Origin of the sequence: Cellulosilyticum ruminicola JCM 14822 (assembly GCF_001311925.1) — a bacterium.
In the GTDB taxonomy this organism is placed as follows: domain Bacteria; phylum Bacillota; class Clostridia; order Lachnospirales; family Cellulosilyticaceae; genus Cellulosilyticum; species Cellulosilyticum ruminicola.
This window is the reverse complement of sequence record NZ_BBCG01000073.1, coordinates 1-14310: the sequence shown is the minus strand read 5'-3', so window position 1 is coordinate 14310 and position 14310 is coordinate 1. Positions and strand designations below refer to the sequence as shown.

Annotated in this window: 16 protein-coding genes, 4 tRNA genes and 3 pseudogenes; 19 read left to right on the top strand and 4 right to left on the bottom strand. The window is 29.0% G+C overall.

What is annotated here, in order from left to right; genetic code table 11:
- Positions 1–318: hypothetical protein (locus JCM14822_RS16185; protein WP_408606217.1), on the top strand; the 318-nt coding region annotated here is incomplete at its 5' end.
- Positions 319–649: 331 nt separating this feature from the next.
- Here the strand turns inward: JCM14822_RS16185 and JCM14822_RS16180 are convergent.
- Positions 650–832, bottom strand: coding sequence for a hypothetical protein (locus JCM14822_RS16180; protein WP_054743406.1), 183 nt, complete (start codon positions 830–832; stop codon positions 650–652).
- Between the two features lie 84 nt (positions 833–916).
- A complete protein-coding gene (locus JCM14822_RS20615) occupies positions 917–1129 on the bottom strand; it encodes a hypothetical protein (RefSeq protein ID WP_157047837.1) in 213 nt (70 codons plus the stop codon).
- A 491-nt stretch (positions 1130–1620) separates the two neighbouring features.
- Here JCM14822_RS20615 and JCM14822_RS16175 point away from each other — a divergent pair, with 491 nt between their 5' ends.
- The 9 genes from JCM14822_RS16175 to JCM14822_RS16140 all read left to right on the top strand — a co-directional run bounded on the left by JCM14822_RS16175 (position 1621) and on the right by JCM14822_RS16140 (position 7998).
- Positions 1621–2481 carry a PqqD family peptide modification chaperone gene (locus JCM14822_RS16175; protein ID WP_054743404.1) on the top strand — a complete coding sequence of 287 codons (861 nt, stop codon included), beginning with the start codon at positions 1621–1623 and terminating at the stop codon, positions 2479–2481.
- A 14-nt stretch (positions 2482–2495) separates the two neighbouring features.
- Positions 2496–3554 carry a radical SAM/SPASM domain-containing protein gene (locus tag JCM14822_RS16170; RefSeq protein ID WP_054743402.1) on the top strand — a complete coding sequence of 353 codons (1059 nt, stop codon included), beginning with the start codon at positions 2496–2498 and terminating at the stop codon, positions 3552–3554.
- Positions 3555–3613: 59 nt separating this feature from the next.
- The gene (locus JCM14822_RS20610; RefSeq protein WP_157047836.1) at positions 3614–3757 is read left to right on the top strand and encodes a hypothetical protein; all 144 of its coding nucleotides are present in this window, start codon (positions 3614–3616) and stop codon (positions 3755–3757) included.
- A gap of 63 nt (positions 3758–3820) precedes the next feature.
- A complete protein-coding gene (locus JCM14822_RS16165; RefSeq protein WP_054743400.1) occupies positions 3821–5074 on the top strand; it encodes an ABC transporter transmembrane domain-containing protein in 1254 nt (417 codons plus the stop codon).
- The gene (locus tag JCM14822_RS22745; RefSeq protein ID WP_083461515.1) at positions 5047–5442 is read left to right on the top strand and encodes an ATP-binding cassette domain-containing protein; all 396 of its coding nucleotides are present in this window, start codon (positions 5047–5049) and stop codon (positions 5440–5442) included. Before JCM14822_RS16165 ends, JCM14822_RS22745 begins: the two co-directional genes overlap by 28 nt.
- Before the next feature lie 10 nt (positions 5443–5452).
- On the top strand, positions 5453–5746 hold the full coding sequence (locus JCM14822_RS16155; protein ID WP_054743396.1) for a hypothetical protein: 294 nt from the start codon (positions 5453–5455) through the stop codon (positions 5744–5746).
- A 20-nt stretch (positions 5747–5766) separates the two neighbouring features.
- Entirely contained in the window at positions 5767–6528 is a 762-nt protein-coding gene (locus tag JCM14822_RS16150) for a hypothetical protein (protein WP_054743393.1), read from the top strand.
- A 74-nt stretch (positions 6529–6602) separates the two neighbouring features.
- On the top strand, positions 6603–7307 hold the full coding sequence (locus JCM14822_RS16145; protein ID WP_054743391.1) for a hypothetical protein: 705 nt from the start codon (positions 6603–6605) through the stop codon (positions 7305–7307).
- Entirely contained in the window at positions 7300–7998 is a 699-nt protein-coding gene (locus tag JCM14822_RS16140; RefSeq protein ID WP_054743390.1) for an ABC transporter ATP-binding protein, read from the top strand. Before JCM14822_RS16145 ends, JCM14822_RS16140 begins: the two co-directional genes overlap by 8 nt.
- Before the next feature lie 176 nt (positions 7999–8174).
- On the opposite strand, the gene JCM14822_RS22740 is transcribed toward JCM14822_RS16140, so the two are convergent.
- Positions 8175–8309 (bottom strand): hypothetical protein, encoded by a 135-nt coding sequence (locus JCM14822_RS22740; RefSeq protein WP_278287238.1) that lies wholly within the window; start codon positions 8307–8309, stop codon positions 8175–8177.
- A 486-nt stretch (positions 8310–8795) separates the two neighbouring features.
- Here JCM14822_RS22740 and JCM14822_RS16135 point away from each other — a divergent pair, with 486 nt between their 5' ends.
- On the top strand, positions 8796–9761 hold the full coding sequence (locus JCM14822_RS16135; protein WP_054743388.1) for an N-acetylglucosaminidase: 966 nt from the start codon (positions 8796–8798) through the stop codon (positions 9759–9761).
- Positions 9762–10433: 672 nt separating this feature from the next.
- On the opposite strand, the pseudogene JCM14822_RS25425 reads toward JCM14822_RS16135, so the two are convergent.
- Positions 10434–10543, bottom strand: a pseudogene (locus tag JCM14822_RS25425) (IS982 family transposase); the annotation flags it as partial.
- 226 nt (positions 10544–10769) lie between these two features.
- Here JCM14822_RS25425 and JCM14822_RS16130 point away from each other — a divergent pair.
- From JCM14822_RS16130 to JCM14822_RS16100, 8 genes and pseudogenes are all read left to right on the top strand, one after another.
- Positions 10770–10842 (top strand) — tRNA-Gly (locus JCM14822_RS16130).
- 16 nt (positions 10843–10858) lie between these two features.
- Positions 10859–10932: transfer RNA gene (locus JCM14822_RS16125), tRNA-His, on the top strand.
- A gap of 29 nt (positions 10933–10961) precedes the next feature.
- Positions 10962–11033, top strand: a tRNA-Gln gene (locus JCM14822_RS16120).
- Positions 11034–11065: 32 nt separating this feature from the next.
- Positions 11066–11151 (top strand) — tRNA-Ser (locus tag JCM14822_RS16115).
- Between the two features lie 141 nt (positions 11152–11292).
- Positions 11293–11748: pseudogene (tnpA, locus tag JCM14822_RS16110) on the top strand (IS200/IS605 family transposase).
- 323 nt (positions 11749–12071) lie between these two features.
- On the top strand, positions 12072–12896 hold the full coding sequence (locus JCM14822_RS16105; protein WP_054743385.1) for a hypothetical protein: 825 nt from the start codon (positions 12072–12074) through the stop codon (positions 12894–12896).
- Positions 12897–13007: 111 nt separating this feature from the next.
- Positions 13008–13289 (top strand): annotated as a pseudogene (locus JCM14822_RS25420) (transposase); the annotation flags it as partial.
- A 187-nt stretch (positions 13290–13476) separates the two neighbouring features.
- Positions 13477–14130 (top strand): YczE/YyaS/YitT family protein, encoded by a 654-nt coding sequence (locus JCM14822_RS16100; RefSeq protein ID WP_054743383.1) that lies wholly within the window; start codon positions 13477–13479, stop codon positions 14128–14130.
- The last annotated feature ends 180 nt before the right edge of the window (positions 14131–14310 follow it).

Here is a 14310-nt window from a genome sequence, read left to right as displayed (position 1 = left end):
AAAAAGAATAAATTTTTTACACATGAACACCTTGCAAGTATGATTAATTTTCATATTTGTGAACATGATGGACTTCGTGATTTAAAACAAAGTATGACTGAGCAAATGTCAGAAATCTTATCAGAAATCAGCCAACATTGTAAAATCAAAACCCTTATGGGACATAGTAAAAATGCAGTAAGGATTCAAATGATAACAGGTATAATAACTTATTTATTACTTCGATTAACCTTTGAAAAGGTTGAAATAAAGATAAGCTTAATCAATTTAAAGCATAAAATAAAAAATCAGTTATTCAAACTTGTAACCAAGATGTAATGCTATAAAACAGCATTATTTAGCGATTCCTAAAATATGGAAAAGTGAATAGCAATCCAAGTAATTATACTCTTAGTACATCTAACTTTACTGGATAAATATAGAAATCATTTATTTGAGTCTATAAAGTATATTTTAGAAGTATAAGTCAATGTAAATTTTAGTTAGTAACTAAACATTAGTGCTATGATAGTTACATATGTAGTTACAGCAGGTGTGATAATTGTGGTTTAATGAAATGAAGGAGAAATAGGGGTATATAAACTTAAAATAGGTGAATTATATACCTCTATTGTTCTAAAAAATATATAAAATAAATAACTCAATTTTCCTACCTTAAATCTTTAAATAACGCCTTGATAAATAAAGCTTGAGAATCAATCCATTGTCTAAGTTGATTTTTAATTGTTTCTGATTCTAGATGAGTAGGCTGATTTAATTGCTCAATAAATAAGCCTATTAAACTTTGAAGGGTTATGGATAACCTCATATCTTGAATATCATCACAATACATTAAGAACAATTCTCCAAAAGTCTTAGGATCGTTCTCTTATTGTACATTCATGATGTTTATAAAGATATTTTTGTTTGAGCTGCTTTACCATTTTGTCTTTTTATCAATAGTAGTTGAAGCCTTTACTAAGCAGTTAGACTCTGTGCTTGATGATAACATGGCAAAATCAACAGGTAAAAAGTTATATCCATCGGACCAACCTAGCGTAAGCATAGTAAAGCCTTTTTGATATCTGTGGAATACATGGTCATATACTTTAGCCAAAAGCTCAACAGATTTACTACGATTATGTGTCACAATAGAATCATCAAGAAAGACATTAACTCTATTAGATGCGGTGAGTTTTTTTAGTAAGCTATTATTTTAGCAATAAGTAATAGTAAAAAACGGCGCCAGTTAAATGTATTATTGCTCAAGAAACGATAGTAAGTATTTTTGGAAGCGATTTGGTCACCTTTTTTAGAGCTAAGGAATGGATAAAGATTCTTACCTTGAAAAACAAGTAAAATGAGAGCTTGAAAAAAATTTGTTTAGACTCTTTTCAGATGAGATTTTGGGATATACCCTGTATATATACACCTTTCTTGTTTGGAATGTTTTGTGGTAATTACATTTTATCAAACAAAAGGTGTATTTTTATCTATAGACCTAAATTTTTCACTTAAGCAAAAGCATATCGTTGAAAAATAATTTTAATATTAAAAAATAAAAAAAGCTTTTAAATTTTATGAAAATTAAGTATAATATTATTAAACAATGTGATTAAGAAATATAAACGGGAGGTAGCAATGTACTTAAAAAATTATCAAGATACAAATGATGATTATTACAATAATTCATATCCTTTCTTTGAGAATAATTTAATTACTTATAGGAGAAAGGAGAAATTTGGATTTACATCTAACTATTCAAAAAATGTACCTATTGTAAGAGAAATACTTATCAATCAAAGCGCAGATGTTTTATTAGGTTTATGTAATGGAGAAAGAACACCGGATGAAATTTGTGATGAAGCATTAAAGATTTTTAATGGTGTATCAAAGGAAATATTACAAAGAGACCTGAAAATTTTACTATTTCAATATTCAAAAGTAGGATTAGTAGAATGGCTAAAGAGGGGGAATCCGTTTATGAAAAAATACGTTGAGAAGATCGATGAGCAATATACAATTTCAATAGCAAATGAAAATGAGTTATTAAAAATTAAAGCATTTTGCTTACAAGCAAGTAAAGCAAATGAGATTAAATATATTGCACCTACAAGAAGAGAAGAAGATTATAAAAAAGAAATAATATTGCGAGAGAAAATATTTGCATATTCTGAGGAATTTGTACTTATTAAAAAAGATGAGGAAATAGTTGGAATGATAACTGTTGCTATTCCTACAATTCAAGTATCAACCGTAAGTGCTATAGGATATTTAAAAGTTCCAGAAGACCTTATTGCACCAGCTGTAAAATTCGTAGCAGAGAATATACAAGATATAGCAGTAGTAGAAATTTCAAAAGTTAAAATGCAATTAGTAGAAGGCATTAGTAATGTTAATAAAGTTATAGATATTTTTATAGAAAATGGATTTGAAAAAGAAGCTGTTTTGAAAAAAGAATGTGATAACAAGGATGTCACAATATACAGTAAAATTTATTAGTCTAGGAGGAAGAGATGGACGATAATCAACTTTCTACATCACAAGAAAATATAAAATTATTAGTAGGACCTCACCAAGTAGCAATAGATGTGACAAATAAATGTAATTTAAGATGTTTACATTGTTATAACAATAGTGGTGAGAATCAAGTTATTGCAGATGAGTTATCAGATGATGATATTAGAAAATTTGTCGATGAATTAGCAGATATGGGAATATATAATATTTGCTATTGTGGTGGTGAACCATTACTTAGAAGAAAATTACTTTTTGAATGTACTGCAAAATTAAAGGAAGCAGGCGTTCCTAATATATCAATGGTAACAAATGGTTTACTTTTAACTAAAGAAGTTGCAAAAGAAATTAAGGAAAGTGGTATAAATAGAGTTCAAATTAGCTTAGATGGTGCTAGAGCAGTTAGCCACGATAGAATAAGAAATAAAAAGGGTGTTTATGAACAAGCTATTAGAGCTATAAATAACTTAAAAAGTGTAGGAATAAATGCTAATATTGCATTTACACCAACATCTTTTAATATTGGTGAATTTGAAGATGTACATGCCTTACTTAGAGGCCTTGAATTATATGATATAGATTTTAGATTACAACCTTTAATGTTTATGGGAAGAGCAAGTGAAAATTTAAAAGACATTTGTCCATCACCAGAAATGTATAGAGAGTTATTAAAGAAGGTTTATAAGATTAATAAAGAAGGTATTGAACCACATATAACTTGGGGAGATCCAGTAGATCATCTTATAAGATTTACAGAACAACCAGTATGTAATAATCAATGCATGATTCGCGCAAATGGAGATATTGTAGCATCTACATATTTACCTTTAGTAGTAGGAAATATTCGAAAACATACATTACAAGAATACTGGGAAGCAGGTTTAAGGGATATATGGAGCTTTAAGGTGGTTAGAGAATTTGGTGTCCAAATAAAATGTATTGCTGATATGGAAGGTACTAATCCATTATATCCAAGAGTATGGGTAGATAAAGATATATATATTGATTTAATAGATGATGACCTAAATGATTTAGAACAGTTGAAAAAATATTTATAAGATATAAAAAGCTAATGCTTTTTATATATACATATATATTATGAGGGGAGGGGACTTACATGAATTACACAAAACCAAAAGTAACAACACTTGGTGCAAATGTAAAAGAGATGTCAACATGGTTGTATCTTGAAACAGTTGCAGTTGTTGCAGTTGCTGCAGTTGTACTTGCAGTTGTATCTCAAATTGATATTACACCATAAGAAGTAACAAACAAGGTTACAATTAATATTGTAACCTTAATTTATTATATAAGGAGTTAATATATGATAAGTAGAATATGGAGTTTAACCGCTAAATATAGAGGCAAGTTTATAGTTGGAATAATATTTTATTATATATATATGCTTTTAAATGCAGTATTACCTAGTTTAACTAAAGAAATTATAGATTCTGGATTAAATAATTTAGACATAGATAAATTTCAAAAATTATTATTAGTAGGTGTAATAGTAATAGGAATTTTATGTATAACAAGTTTGGGCTCTAATTATATATTGATTAGACAATATCAAAATATAAAAACAGATGTAAAATCTAGAATGTATCATAATATTTTAGATGCTAATTATGGATTTTTAACTAGTCAAAATGAAGGACAAATTACATTCAGAATTTTAAATGATACAAATTGTATAGATAAGTTATTAGAAATAACTTTTATGGCTTTTCCGGGAGATATAATATCTGTAACTATATTATTTATGGCAGCACTTGCTTGGGATGTGAAGCTTAGTATATTTATGATTGTTGTTTCTATTATTCAAGTAGCTGTAACTAAAGTGTTAAGAGATAAAACGGTGGATACATATAAGAAACAACAGATTCAAACACAACAATTATCAGGTGGATTAACTGAAAGTATTGGAAATGTAATTTTATTAAAAGGCATAAATATGAAAAACTTTGTGATTAATAAAATTAATAGTATGTTTAATCAGGTAAAAGATATTAATATAAAGTATTGTTACATTTCAGTTGTAGGGGGATTATCAACAAGTTTAATTAATAGTATTTGGACTTTAATAATATTATGGTATGGTGTTATCTTAGTTATGAGAGGAGAAATTACTGTAGGTGTTATCATGGGATTTATAATGGTATCACAAGCTATTACACCTAAGTTATCTTCGCTATTTACTAATATAATTAACTTTAATGCATTAAAGATAAGCTTCGAGCGTGTTTTTGAATATTATGATGTTACTTCAGGAATACAAGGAGGTACTACATCAGAAGTTACTAGTATACAAGAGGGAAAAATAGAAGCTAATCATATAGGATTCTCATATGATAATGTGAATAAGATTATAAATGATATTAATTTTACGATTGAACCTAATAAAATAACAGCTATTATAGGAAAAAATGGATGTGGAAAAAGTACCCTATGTATGATATTAAAACGCTTCTTCCCATTACAAGAAGGAGAGATTTTAATTGATGGAGTTAGTATTAATGAAATAAATATAGAAGAATTTAATAAAAAAGTATTTTATCAACACAAAATAAATTTTTAATTAATGGGACAATCTTAGAAAATATTATTTGTGGGAGTAATGAAATTGACAAAGAACGTTTAGAAGAGAGTGTAAAGGTAACCGGTGTAGATAAGATTATACAAAGAGTACCACAAGGTTATAATACAATAATTGGTTTAGGTAGTAGAGTATTATCAGGTGGAGAAATGCAGAAAATTGCATTGGCTAGAATCTATTATATGGCACCTAAAATTTTACTATTAGATGAGCCTACTGCATTTATTGATATGAATAGTATTGATACATTTAAAAATATATTGAAAGAATTATCAAAAAATAGTACTGTTATTGTAGTTACACATAATAAGGAACTTGAAGAAATTGCAGATAAAATTGTAAATTTATAAGGAGGCAATAATGTTAAGTAAAGAAAGTATAAAAAAGATTATGATTCTTGGAGCAATATGTTTTGGAGTTACAGTAGTTATAAATATTGTTTTTTATGGAAAAATGCCTAATCAGATTCCTTTGAATTCTAGCGGGAAAACTGAAATCTCTAAATCAGTATTTGTTTTAATTTTTCCTGCACTATTATTAGTTTGTAATGGTCTTAATATTAGACTTAATAATAGAAGTATGATGAATGCCATTATTGTTAATATAGTATTAACAGTTATTAATGCTATGATTGTTCTAGCGAATGGTATGTAATAAAGTTTGAGGCAATATTTATGAAAAGTTTGTGGATTATAAGCCGTGCTATTATTAAGAATAGATATTTTGGAGTATTAGATAGAAAAACAAATTGGATTATAAATTTAGTATTACTGATAGGCATTAGTATGTTAACTGCAGCATGTATGATAGATTTATATAGTAAATTATCAGTCATTAATATAACATATATAATTCCTAAGATGGCTATTATGGGAGGCAATATACTTATGATAATAGTTATGATGCCTCTTTTTTTATCATCATTATATAAGTGTAACTATATTAGATTTTTTAGTACATATCCTGTGTCTTCAATTTGTTGTTTAATGGGAAAGATGATTGCAATATGTGCTGTACCCTATATGATTTTTACAATAATGATGGAGCTTATATTAAGCATATATGGTGTACTTAAAGATATCGGTTATATAAATTTAGTATTAAATAGCATATGTATATGGATGTGGGTTACTCTTAAATTCATATATATAGGTATAATCTGTATAACATTAGTCAAATTTTTAGGAAGAATTAATTTGATTAAACAATTAAGATTAATTGTTCAAATTTTTTTATTGTTTATTACCGTAGGCATAATAGGATTAATTAGAAGTATAAATCTTACATATGTACTAAATCAAGACAGTAAAGTGTATTTAGTGAGTAATTCTTTATTGTTCAAGCTATATATAGAAAAAAGTGTAGAAAATGAATTAATGGCATTAATTGGTTTGAGTATTATATTAATAGTAGCACTAAGCATAATATATTTTTAGGTAATAGATTTCAATTACCAGATGAAAGTATAGAGAAAGTTAATACAAAGAATAAAGAGTACATATATACTCAAATGAATAGTTTATTATTTGTTTATATAAAAAATGATTTAAAGTTATTAATCAGAGAACCAGTATTATTTTTTCAGTGTATCATTAAAGTATTAGTAATGCCTATACTTATTATAATATTATTTGGTTTAAAAATAGAAAATATACAATTTGCTAGCTGGCAAGGAATTATTATGATTTTTGGAATAACTTATTATGAAAGTATGATAAATTATGTATCTGCTACTGCTATTTCAAGAGATCGTAGTTTATGGAAGTTTAATCAGACAATTCCTATCTCATATTCAGTACAATTATTTGCTAAAGTTATTTTAGGGGCAGTAGTGAATGCTATTGTAGCTGTAGGAACAGTAGTATGTTTTAGCATTATTATGAGGATAGACTGTATACAAAGTTTATTTTTAATAGGTAGTCTTATTGTAATATGCATTGAAGGCAGTTTAAAAGCTTTGTTAATAGATCTTCGAAATCCTATAAAAGCATATACAAGTGAAATACAACTTGTAAAATCTAATCCGAATATTGCTAATATAGCTATAGTGACAGTAATAAAGATTATTATAGGAACAGGAATAATTATATATTTTAAGTTAAGTTTAATACAAAGTTTTGGTATTCTTTTATGTATACATAGCCTTTTATTATTAAGTGAAATACAGTATGTAAAACGAAATATTAATAGATTATATAAAGGATTGAATGAATAATATGATGAAGGTAAAAAATATTAAAAAGAGTTATGGAGATAAAGTAGTTTTAGAAGACGTTTCATTTGAAATTAATAAAGGTGAATTAGTTGCATTTTTGGGGAATAATGGTGTGGGTAAGACGACAACATTAGAAATCATAACAGGGGTACAGAGTATAGAGTATGGTAATGTAGAAATTAATAATATAGGCATTAAAGATATAGAGTTTAAGAAACAATACGGGCTAGTAGTAGATAATATGGACATCTTTTTAAATTTAAAGGGAATTGAATACTTAAATTTAATAGCTGACCTTTATCGTATAAGTAAGGAAAAACGTAAAGAAAAGATAGAAGCTTTAAGTAAACAATTAGGAATATATGAGGATCTTAAAATAAAGGTGAAGAATTATTCTAAAGGAATGAAACAAAAGTTAATGATTATAGGTGAATTGTTACATGAACCAAGTGTATTGATTTTAGATGAGCCATTTAATGGGTTAGATCCTAAAGCTATTTATATCGTAAAAAGTTTATTAAGAAAGTATACAAATCAGGGAAATGCAGTTTTATATTCAACGCATATATTAGATACTGTTGAACATTTTAGCGATAGAATACTTATACTTAAATCAGGAAAAATAACATATAATTTAACTATGGAAGAGATTGAAAAGGAGAATATCAATTTAGAAGAGATATTCTTTTAAAATAAGGCATAATAAGTTAAAAAACAGGGTTGTATTTTATCATCAACCCTGTTTTATTGGGTGATTTAGCGGAATAAAACCCCTAGTTTTACTAGGGGTAAGTATATTAGTATATAAAATGTAAGCGATGAATAACCTACCGTCTGTTCAAATGTATTATTTCTATATATAATAGGTTATATTGATAACATGCCTCTTGTTTCAGATACGATTGTTGCTGTATCGATTTTGCCTGAGCAACGTTCTTTAATAAAATCACTCCATGGTAATAACATTTCTATGCCTTTGGGCTCATTTTTGTAGTCCGGCATGTATAATAGTACCATGTACATATATTGATAAATATTGAGTTTATTGGCTAATCATACTATAGACAATCGCACTGGCTTTGGTTCTAGTGTATCATCCACTTCCCAAAGGCATCCCATACAGGCGTCTCTCAATAATGTTATTCAAATAGTTAATCTGTTTCTCTTGGTCTAAAGACATTTGTTCGCTCCTTCATTTCCGATTTTCCTTATATTTATCATAAAGAAATAAAAGAACGAATGCAAATTACTATCAGTTATAATAGTAGCAAAATGACGAATCTGATTTCTGTGGAGAATTCTTAAAAATCTTGGATTCACAAGGAAATTTGGAATTTTATCCACTACTTAAGAGACAGATTTCATAAGAAACGTTGATAACTTTTCTTATCTTTTTAAAATTGTGTAAGATATCAGATGCTTAGAGCTTATTCTACTTGTAAATTTAACTAGCACAACTTGTTAGAGGAGTAAAGGGGGAATATATAAGTGAACATAGATACAACATATATCCAGCAAGAAAAAGTAAATATAAAAGAAGAAAGTGGCAGACTGAGTAATGCGATTATTCCACTTAAGAATGGTAATAGTTATGTGATGGACAAGAACTATCAACTTTCGAAGGTCACTAATATACGAAATGTAGCTGCGGCAGCAACACAAGTGGATGAAGATGAGATTCAAAAACTTATAGCAGATACAGAAGAAATGGCTGAAGAGAAATTAAGTCAGATGAAGACTGGTCGAACAGTTACTCAAATTAGTAAGTATGATTTAACACTTAGTCAAATGCTACATAAACAAATGGCAGATTATCCAAGAACAAATCGAGGGAATGGATGGGTAAATGCTACTTTTAATGAAGTGAAAAAATATGTAACACCAAGTGGAGAAAATTATGAAGCTAATAAATATCAGTTTTTAGATTTATCTTCACTAGCGGGAATTACAAAAGAAGATGCCAATGAATATCTTAAAGGAAAAGGAATTTTAAGTGGCAGAGGAGAAGCTTTTGTTATAGCAGCTAATAAATACAATGTAAATGAGATTTATTTAATGGCCCATGCTAATTTAGAGACTGGAAATGGCAAGAGTACATTAGCAACTGGGTATAATTATAATGGGACAACGGTTTATAATATGTATGGCATAGGAGCTGTAGATAGTAATCCTATTCAAAAGGGAGCAGAATATGCTTACAAAATGGGATGGACCAGTCCTGATATAGCTATTGTAGAAGGTGCTAAGTGGATTTCACAAAGCTATATTAATAGACAAGGCAATAGACAAAATACTTTATATAAGATGAGATGGAATCCAGCACAGCCAGGAACACATCAGTATGCTACAGATATCGCATGGGCTACTAAACAGGCACAGATGATTCAAGATATATATAGTAAGTTTAAAGGTGCAAATCTTATATTTGATTTTCCTACTTATAAAGGGGAATAAAAAGATACATACATTTAAATTGGATATAAAACTAAATTAAATATAGAAATAATACATTAATGATATAGGGATAGCACTTGCATAAATTTAGGATATAAGTTTATGTAAGTACAATCTCAGTTAGGAGACTTAACAGATTTATTTATTTATTTATTACAGCATTTAATGCAGAACCTTGGAATAATCAGTGGACAGTAGAAACAGCAAGTAAGCACATATTAGATTTTATGGTTTGGTTAAGTATGAGGATGAAAAATTAATTTATTAACATTAAGAGGGAAGCTACAGAAGGATTCTATGAGAAAAATGGTTTTATAACTGACAAGAATATGATTATGATGTCTAAAAATTTTAATATAAGGCTCTGTTAGACCAAATTGTGGATTTACTGTATAAAGTCTCCTAAAATATGGTATACTCTAGCTATTATATTAGTTTTATGATGCTTTTATGTAAATTATTTCATTATTAAAAGAGATTGTAAAACAACTTTCATCAATGCAACTACGAGATTTGTTGTTTCAAAAATTCTATTCAATTATAAAAATTTATGCTACCCTATAAAAGAAGCTATAAAAAATCTTGATACTTAGGTGTCGTTTCTTATGCCTATCAGCTATAGGCATAAGATTTTTTGCAATTATGGCTTCTACATTTTTTGTAAAGCATTATGTTTATCCAAGCTTTTTCAGATGGCGTACCATGAATTTCACCAACAATGGCAAGTGTTATATTTCACTATCGGATAGCTTAGCTTCAGCATAATTACGTCCAATTTTAATTTTTAATGTAAGGGTATCACATGCTTGGAGCTTATTCTACTTGTAAATTTAACTAGCATAACTCGTTAAACTTATAATGATATATCCTATGAATATCAAGGGGGTTGGTGAATGAATAATTATAGAATGAAAAAGTTATAAAAAAATAGATAAAAATTGTTGACATATGTAAGGATATACGATATATTATATACATAAAGCGGTGCTGATATGGCGAAGTGAGTATGCGCGAGTGGCTCAGTTGGTAGAGCATCTCCTTGCCAAGGAGAGGGTCGCGGGTTCGAGTCCCGTCTCGCGCTCTGAAAAGTATTTTTGGTGGGTATAGCTCAGTTGGTAGTAGCACTGGATTGTGGTTCCAGGTGTCGTGGGTTCGAGCCCCATTACCCACCTTAGTTATGAATAACATAACTTGTAATGTAGGGTTATCGCCAAGCGGTAAGGCACAGGATTTTGATTCCTGCATTCCAAGGTTCGAATCCTTGTAGCCCTGTTAATTAGTTTATATTAATTATAATTGAATAAGCAGAGATGGTCGAGTTGGTTTAAGGCACCGGTCTTGAAAACCGGCGAAGGTAACACTTCCCTGGGTTCGAATCCCAGTCTCTGCGTTACTTAAAAAAGAGGTCATTCATTTGAATGCCCTCTTTTTTCGTTGGGTACTTTAGCGGAAAAGTATATAAAATCTCCTAGTATAATAGAATGTGGGTTTGGCGACCGCATTACTATAAAAATATTAGGAGGGTTTTAACGTGAAAAATGAAACTAAAACAACAGCTCATTCAACATATAGATGTCAGTATCATATTGTATTTGCTCCAAAGTATAGGAGAAAAGTTATTTATAATGAATTAAGAGCTGATATAGGGCAGATACTACGTCGATTATGTAATGAAAAGAAAGTGGAACTAATAGAAGCTGAAGCATGTCAAAATTATATCCATATGTTAGTAAGTATACCACCATATTTAAGCGTAGTACAGTTTATGGGATTTCTCAAGAGCAAGAGTGCATTGATGATTTTTGATAAACATGCAAACTTAAAGTATAAGCATGGAAAAAGAAGTTTTTGGGCCGGAGGATATTATGATGATATAGTAGGAAAAAATGAAAAGAGAATACGAAATTAGTTAGAAGAAGACTATATGTCAGATCAAATATCACTAAAGGAATATATAGACCCGTTTACGGGTACTAAGAGAGAATAAGGCAAAAATAGATAATCACTTTAAGTGGTTGCTTGTAAAAATAATGCGATGCCAAACTTTCAATATCCCCTTTTAGAGGATTGGCAAGTATTACCCCTCTTATAGGGGAGTTCAAACCACCAGTTCACTGGTGGTTATGATTATATCTATAAATAATCTGAACACAATAAAAACTCAAATTTAAATAGGAATTATTAAAGAGTAAAAGTTTTGTGGTGATAGTTTAAGGCAGAATAGTATACTTTTAGGTAGATAAATTGACAAATAGTTTTGATATTTTATAATTGTTTTAAAAGGGGAAATAACTGTTAAGGAGAGATATCATGAAATTAGCTAAAAAGCTTTTAATAGGAACATTAATAATTAGTATGGTTGTTTTAGGTGGTTGCGGTAAGAAAAAAGAAGCACCAGCTGAAACAACAGCAACAGTAACAGAAATAGTAAAACCATCTGAATCACCAGAGGCTACATCAGAAGAAAGTCCAAAAGCTGAAGAAGAGAATAAAGAAGAGAATAAAAATGAAAAAGACAATGCAGAAGTAACTGACACTACACAAGATACTTCAGATAGCGATGAAGTCCCTATTGATAAAGCAGAATATGCAAATTTAAAAGAAATAGAAGGAAAAAGTTATCGTACAAGAATTCCAGAAGGATGGAGTGAAGGTGGCGATGCCAAAATAAATTCTAGTGTAGCAGGATATACTCTTATTAGTAATAGTAAATTAAATTCACAAATTGCTATTACAGAACAAGCTTTGGATGGAGCAGACACTATTGATATGGCTGCTTATATGAAAGATCACAAAGAAATGTATAATAAGAAAAGTGAATCAACAGGAGTATATGTACAAGCAGCTGGAGCTAAAGAATTAGATGCAGTAAAAATTGGATTTATGAAATGCAATATTAAAATTACTGAACAAATGGTTAAAAATGCAATTACAGTAGGTTCAATAACACAAGATGAAGTAGATGCAGCAGGTGGTATGGATGCATATATTAAAGAACAAAATACAACACAGCTTCAAATTTATGTACCAAATAAAAATTGTATGATTACAATTGCAACTAAACTTGAAGGGGATAGTGCAGAAGCAGTTGAAAAAGCTGCTTATGATCTAGCAAATATTATGTATCTTAAATAGTATAAAAGGTATAGCTGTATAATATATTAATGAGTTGTACTAGTTAAATTACAAGTAGAATAAGCTCCAAGCATGTGAGATCCTTACATTAAAAATTAGGCGTAATTATAGCTATCCGATAGTGAAATTATAATACTTGCCATTGTTGGTGAAATTCATGGTATGCCAGCTGAAAAAGCTTGGTTTAACAGATATTTCATCTTACGGTTATTGTGCTTCTAAAAAAGAAATTTACTACGGTCTAAAACTTCATGCTCAGTTACTCTAGAAGGTTATATCACCGATATTGAAATAACAGCTGCAGATGTAGATGATAGGGTAATCCTTTGTAAAATATTCCATGATACTTATCAACCTATCATACTAGGTGATAAAGGATATATTGGTAATCAATTTGTCATTTAATATTTGGATAAATATACTGATGTTTAATTATTATGAAATTATCTATGATGTTAATTATTCTAAAAAAGGATAATTACATTATAGATGATTTTTTTATGAAAATAAATATATATGAATAGGATTAAACTTATGTATCAAAATAACATAGAAAACACTAGAGAAATGGAGTCGTTGAATGGACAAACAGATAAAAGGTAAGAGGGTCTTATTTGGAGTGGGAATATGTGTATTAACCTTCGGAAGTAGGATGTTATTGTTAGCTGATATTGGTATAGGAGGCATAGATTCAGTTGTAGTTGGATTAGCTAAAATATTTGGTGGGAGTTTTGGATTATGGATAGATATCGTAAGCCTTACTCTTATTATAATAGGGGCAGTACTCAGAAAACGTATACCACAGTGGCAGCCGATTATAACATCGTTATTATTAGGTTTAGTATATGATGTATGGGGGATTATCCTATTTAATAAGTTAGTTGTGCCACAAGATGAATTTATACAGGGATTAATATTTTTAGCAGGAATACTTATTGCACCATTAGGAACAGCGATATATTTATCAGCACATATATCAACTAGTTGTGTGGACTATCTGATGTTATCTATTAATGAAAGGCTTCATCTATCTATAGGAGTAAGTAGAAATGTAATAGAAGCAGTTTTTGTAATAACCGGCTATATAGTAGGTGGTCCGATTGGAGTAGGTACGATAATGATTATGTTATTATATGGTGCTATACTACAAAACTACTATAGAATAGTAGAAGGATTTTTAAAAAGAAATAACAAAAGGATGCATAAATTAAAAAATAGGAGGCAACATACTTAATGTAGAAATAAATATGCGATGAAGTTACTTTGAGTTATTAACAGAAGGATGAAAAAAGTGGATGAATTATAGCTGTTTTATGCACAAAATGTGGATATAACAGTTGATAACTTGTGGGTAAAAATAATCCCAAAAGCAAGAAGAAAAGTTAAAAAAAACTGTTGACGAATAGGTATTCAT

Bases quoted from the DNA above. Each gene is read 5' to 3' on its own strand.
- JCM14822_RS16145 (WP_054743391.1), top strand. From the start codon at position 6,603: ATGAATAGTTTATTATTTGTTTATATAAAAAATGATTTAAAGTTATTA.
- JCM14822_RS20610 (WP_157047836.1), top strand. From the start codon at position 3,614: ATGAATTACACAAAACCAAAAGTAACAACACTTGGTGCAAATGTAAAA.
- JCM14822_RS16140 (WP_054743390.1), top strand. From the start codon at position 7,300: ATGAATAATATGATGAAGGTAAAAAATATTAAAAAGAGTTATGGAGAT.
- JCM14822_RS16170 (WP_054743402.1), top strand. From the start codon at position 2,496: ATGGACGATAATCAACTTTCTACATCACAAGAAAATATAAAATTATTA.
- JCM14822_RS16180 (WP_054743406.1), bottom strand. From the start codon at position 832: ATGTATTGTGATGATATTCAAGATATGAGGTTATCCATAACCCTTCAA.
- JCM14822_RS16175 (WP_054743404.1), top strand. From the start codon at position 1,621: ATGTACTTAAAAAATTATCAAGATACAAATGATGATTATTACAATAAT.
- JCM14822_RS16105 (WP_054743385.1), top strand. From the start codon at position 12,072: ATGAAATTAGCTAAAAAGCTTTTAATAGGAACATTAATAATTAGTATG.
- JCM14822_RS16100 (WP_054743383.1), top strand. From the start codon at position 13,477: ATGGACAAACAGATAAAAGGTAAGAGGGTCTTATTTGGAGTGGGAATA.
- JCM14822_RS22740 (WP_278287238.1), bottom strand. From the start codon at position 8,309: ATGCCGGACTACAAAAATGAGCCCAAAGGCATAGAAATGTTATTACCA.
- JCM14822_RS16150 (WP_054743393.1), top strand. From the start codon at position 5,767: ATGAAAAGTTTGTGGATTATAAGCCGTGCTATTATTAAGAATAGATAT.
- JCM14822_RS16155 (WP_054743396.1), top strand. From the start codon at position 5,453: ATGTTAAGTAAAGAAAGTATAAAAAAGATTATGATTCTTGGAGCAATA.
- JCM14822_RS16165 (WP_054743400.1), top strand. From the start codon at position 3,821: ATGATAAGTAGAATATGGAGTTTAACCGCTAAATATAGAGGCAAGTTT.